The following is a 3,653-nucleotide window of genomic DNA, read 5'->3' as shown; positions in this document are numbered from 1 at the left end:
GGACCGGTCCCGCCTCATCGCTGTCGGGCACGGCGTACACGACGCCCAATGCGAGGCCGCGACGCGCGGCTTCGTCCGCGGCCCGGTCCAGTGCCCGGACCGAGACCAGCGAACCGTCCACTCCGACGATCACCTGATGGAGAGTCATGTCCCGTCTCCCTTCTGACTGTTGCGTGCTCGCCGTGTTCGGCGGGAAGGGGCCGCCCATCCGAACGACGGCTCCGCCGACGATGCTCGTCCTGCGCGGACGGACCGGGTCAGGGGCCACGCGAACCTGCCGGCACGCCATACGGCCCCTTCTCGTGGGGCCGTATGGCGTGCCGGTGTTCAGCAGGTGAGGTCGACGCCGTACATCGAGCGCCCGCCCACGAGTTCACGTCCCGTCACCAGCTCGGGCTCGACGCGTACGAAGACCTCATTGGGCGAGGGCACCCAGGAGCGCGGGCCGGTGCGGACCAGGCGTTCGTGCTCGGCCGGGTCGATCACCACGGTGGCCGACCCGGTGACGACGACGCTCCAGCCGGAGTGCGCGACGGCATCGACCTCGTCGGCCTCGAAGGCGACCACCGAGCCGTCGATCGCGCGCACCAGCTCCGAGGCCGCCGAGGCGCACAGCAGCACCGCGCCGTCGTGGTCCAGACAGAAGTTCACGGGCAGGACGGCGGGCAGGGCCTGGCGGGTGTGCACGATACGGCCGACGGGCGCCTGCCCCAGCCGGCGCAGACACTCGTGTCGGTCCAGTTCGCGGAATCCGTCGTTGGAATACATCAGCCAGTCCGTCTCTCGCCCTGTGCACGGGTCTGCGGGTCGGTGGAGGTCACTCCATGTTTCGCGCCGCGGAGCCGGCGGGTGAGGGGCCGTCGGTCCCGCTCGCCGCGGAGAAGGTCCCTGCGCGTGTGGCGATCCGACGTCCGGTGAGGCTCAGCGCGTCGATACGGACCCACTCCTCGCGTGAGCCGCCGGCCCACGGCGTGCTGAACGCGTGTTCCGTCAGACGCCGTACGTCGTCCGCGTCGGTCACGGTCCGTGCCCGGCCGATCGCCAGCACACTCCAGCCTTCGCTGAACGCGTCGTCGATACGGTCGATTTCGAAGGTCACCTGGCAGCCCGCCGCCCGGGACGGCATCGCACCGGGAGCGGTCCGATACACGATCGCCCCGTCGACCACGCTGTAGTTGACGGGGACGATGACGGGTCCCGAAACGGTGGGTATCGCGACCCTGCCCACCCCGTGCGTCGACAGCAGCTCGCGGCACTCCTGGACGGTCAGTTCGGTGAACGTCGGGTCGGAGCCGGCCCGCCCCGGGCCGGGCGGCTGGTCGCCGTCGCCTCCGGCGAGGTTCGTCACGGTGGTGTCCAGGACCTCGGCGAGCCTGAGCAGAACACTCCGGCCCGGAGCGGCGCCGGGAAACTCCTCCAGGTACTGGAGGTAGCTCGCCGCCACGCCCGCCCGGTCAGCCGTCTCCTCCCGGGAGAGGCCAAGTGCCGTGCGCCGTACGGCGATCCGGCGTCCGAGGTCACCCGTGGGTGAGCCCTCCGCCACGTTCAGCGGGAACGGGTCAGGCATGACTCGTCACGTCCTTTCGTCCCGCCGCCTGGACGGCGATCTCCTCGTGCCGGCTCCCGCCGAGCACCACCTTGAGGGCGCCGGTGTCGGCCGCGTCGGCGAAGACGTCGTACGCCTCCTCCATGTGCTCCAGCGGGAAGGTGTGGGTGACCAGCGCGCCGGTGGGCAGCCGGCCGGCCGCCGCCATGCGCAGCAGGGTGGGTGTGGAGTGGGTGTCGACCAGGCCGGTGGTGATGGTGATGTTCTTGATCCACAGGTCTTCGAGGTGCAGGGTCGCGGGCTTGCCGTGCACGCCGACGTTGGCGACGTGACCGCCGGGCCGCACCATGCGGGTGCACAGTTCGAAGGTCTCCGGCACGCCGACCGCCTCGATGACGACGTCGGCACCGAGCCCGTCGGTGAGGTCGGCGACCAGTTGCTCCGGGGTCTCGCGGGCGTCCACGACGGCGTCGGCGCCGAACCTCTTCGCCGCGTCCAGCCGGGCGGGGGCCAGGTCCACGGCGACGACGCGCTCGGGCGAGAACAGCCGGGCGGTGGCGATCGCCGCCAGCCCGACCGGACCGGCGCCGACGACGGCGACGGTGTCTCCGGGACGCACCCGTCCGTTGAGCACGCCCACCTCGTACCCGGTGGGGAAGATGTCCGCCAGCAGGACGGCGTCCTTGGCGTCCAGCGTGCTGGGCAGCGGGTGGACGGAGAGGTCGGCGTGCGGGACGCGTACGTACTCGGCCTGGGTGCCGTCGATGAGGTGGCCGAGGATCCAGCCTCCGCCGCCGCGGCACTGGCCGTACATGGCCTTGCGGCAGAAGGCGCAGCGCCCGCAGGCGGTGATGCAGGAGACCAGGACCCGGTCCCCGGGCCGTACGGTCCGGACGTCGGAGCCGGCTTCCACGACCTCGCCGACCGCCTCGTGGCCGAGGACGGTGCCGGGGCGGACCTCGGGCACGTCGCCCTTGAGGATGTGCAGATCGGTTCCGCAAATGGTGACGGCGTCGACGCGCACGATCACGTCGGTGGCGTCCTTGATGCCTGGATCCGGGACGGTGTCCCAGGAGGACTGTCCCGGGCCGTGGAAGACGTAGCCCTTCATGACGTTCCTTCCCCATTCGGTCGACTGCCCCCGCGTGTCCAGCGTGTCCGGGTCCGTCGGTCCTGGCTTGGGCCGGTCGGCCCTCATCGTCCGGCCGGACGGGGCCGTCGCGACCGGGCGATCGCGGGGTGGGCCGAACGGCCCATCCCGAACAGGTGGGCGGGTCCGGTCGGCCCTTCCGCGCGGGACCGTTCGGCCGGTTGGCTCGCACCATGACCGAGATCCACACCACCGCCGCCCTGCGCTCCTCGGAACGCGTGATCGACGGGACGACCGTCGTGGCGCTGTGCGGCGAGATCGACCTCCTCACGGCGCACCCGCTGTCGGCCCGCCTGGACATGCTGACCGCCGGTCCCCGCCCCGATCTCGTACTGGACCTGCGCTCCGTGTCGTTCGTCGACTGTGCCGGGCTGGGCGTCCTGTGCCGGGCGCAGAACCGGACCGCGGCCCGGGGCGGACGGCTCCGGTTCGTCACCGGGGACACCGGCTTCCTGCGACTACTGCGCCACGCCCAGCTCGGTGGCGTCTTCGAGATCCACGCACGGCTGCCGAACGCCCTGGCCGCCGGGCCGGAGTCCGGCGACATCTCCGCCGCAGCGGGCTGAACGGCCCTTCCAGGCATCTGCGGAAGCGGCTGTGGCGCTCGCGGAGCAATCCGTTGCGCCGGCACGACGACATCGCCGAGGCCTGGATCGTCCTGGTCGTGTGGGCGGTGGTCCTGGTGGGCGGCGCACTCGCCGGTCTGGTGACGGGCCACGCCGCCGACGAGGTGTTCGCCGCGCAGCGCACCGAGCGGCACCCGCCGTACGGGCAGCGCCCTGGTGGACACGGGGCAGAAGGCCGGATCCGAGGTCGTGCTCTGGGTGGACTCCGCGGGCGACTTCACTACCGAGCCGGTGAGTTCGGAGGAGGCGACGCCCGAATCCGCCGTCCTGGGCCTGACCGCCGCGCTCGCCTTCGCCGGTCCGGCGTTCGGCACCGGGGCCGGGGCCGAAC

The 3,653-nt window shown here is 72.2% G+C and carries 5 protein-coding genes and 1 pseudogene; 2 read left to right on the top strand and 4 right to left on the bottom strand.

Translation table 11 applies throughout. From position 1 onward, the window contains the following. From ACNFOC_RS52275 to ACNFOC_RS52260, 4 genes are all read right to left on the bottom strand, one after another. Positions 1–148: universal stress protein (locus ACNFOC_RS52275; RefSeq protein ID WP_416966007.1), on the bottom strand; the 148-nt coding region annotated here is incomplete at its 3' end. 179 nt (positions 149–327) lie between these two features. Beyond that, positions 328–768: a pyridoxamine 5'-phosphate oxidase family protein gene (locus ACNFOC_RS52270; protein ID WP_416966006.1), complete on the bottom strand. Its 441-nt coding sequence runs from the start codon at positions 766–768 to the stop codon at positions 328–330. 49 nt (positions 769–817) lie between these two features. Continuing rightward, complete coding sequence (locus ACNFOC_RS52265) at positions 818–1,567, bottom strand: helix-turn-helix domain-containing protein (RefSeq protein WP_416966005.1); 750 nt, start codon at positions 1,565–1,567, stop codon at positions 818–820. After that, on the bottom strand, positions 1,560–2,657 hold the full coding sequence (locus ACNFOC_RS52260; protein ID WP_416966004.1) for a zinc-dependent alcohol dehydrogenase family protein: 1,098 nt from the start codon (positions 2,655–2,657) through the stop codon (positions 1,560–1,562). The genes ACNFOC_RS52265 and ACNFOC_RS52260 overlap by 8 nt, the downstream gene beginning before the upstream one ends. A 212-nt stretch (positions 2,658–2,869) precedes the next feature. Here ACNFOC_RS52260 and ACNFOC_RS52255 point away from each other — a divergent pair, with 212 nt between their 5' ends. After that, positions 2,870–3,262: an STAS domain-containing protein gene (locus ACNFOC_RS52255; protein WP_416966003.1), complete on the top strand. Its 393-nt coding sequence runs from the start codon at positions 2,870–2,872 to the stop codon at positions 3,260–3,262. Positions 3,263–3,478: 216 nt separating this feature from the next. Further along, positions 3,479–3,653 (top strand): annotated as a pseudogene (locus tag ACNFOC_RS56150) (Rv1733c family protein); the annotation flags it as partial.

Origin of the sequence: Streptomyces colwelliae, from assembly GCF_048158785.1 — a bacterium.
Taxonomy (GTDB): Bacteria; Actinomycetota; Actinomycetes; order Streptomycetales; family Streptomycetaceae; genus Streptomyces.
This window is presented reverse-complemented; position numbering and strand designations above follow the sequence as displayed.

What these genes read in the sequence shown, in the direction of transcription:
- ACNFOC_RS52265 (WP_416966005.1), bottom strand. Translation starts at nt 1,567, where the DNA reads ATGCCTGACCCGTTCCCGCTGAACGTGGCGGAGGGCTCACCCACGGGT.
- ACNFOC_RS52270 (WP_416966006.1), bottom strand. Translation starts at nt 768, where the DNA reads ATGTATTCCAACGACGGATTCCGCGAACTGGACCGACACGAGTGTCTG.
- ACNFOC_RS52260 (WP_416966004.1), bottom strand. Translation starts at nt 2,657, where the DNA reads ATGAAGGGCTACGTCTTCCACGGCCCGGGACAGTCCTCCTGGGACACC.
- ACNFOC_RS52255 (WP_416966003.1), top strand. Translation starts at nt 2,870, where the DNA reads ATGACCGAGATCCACACCACCGCCGCCCTGCGCTCCTCGGAACGCGTG.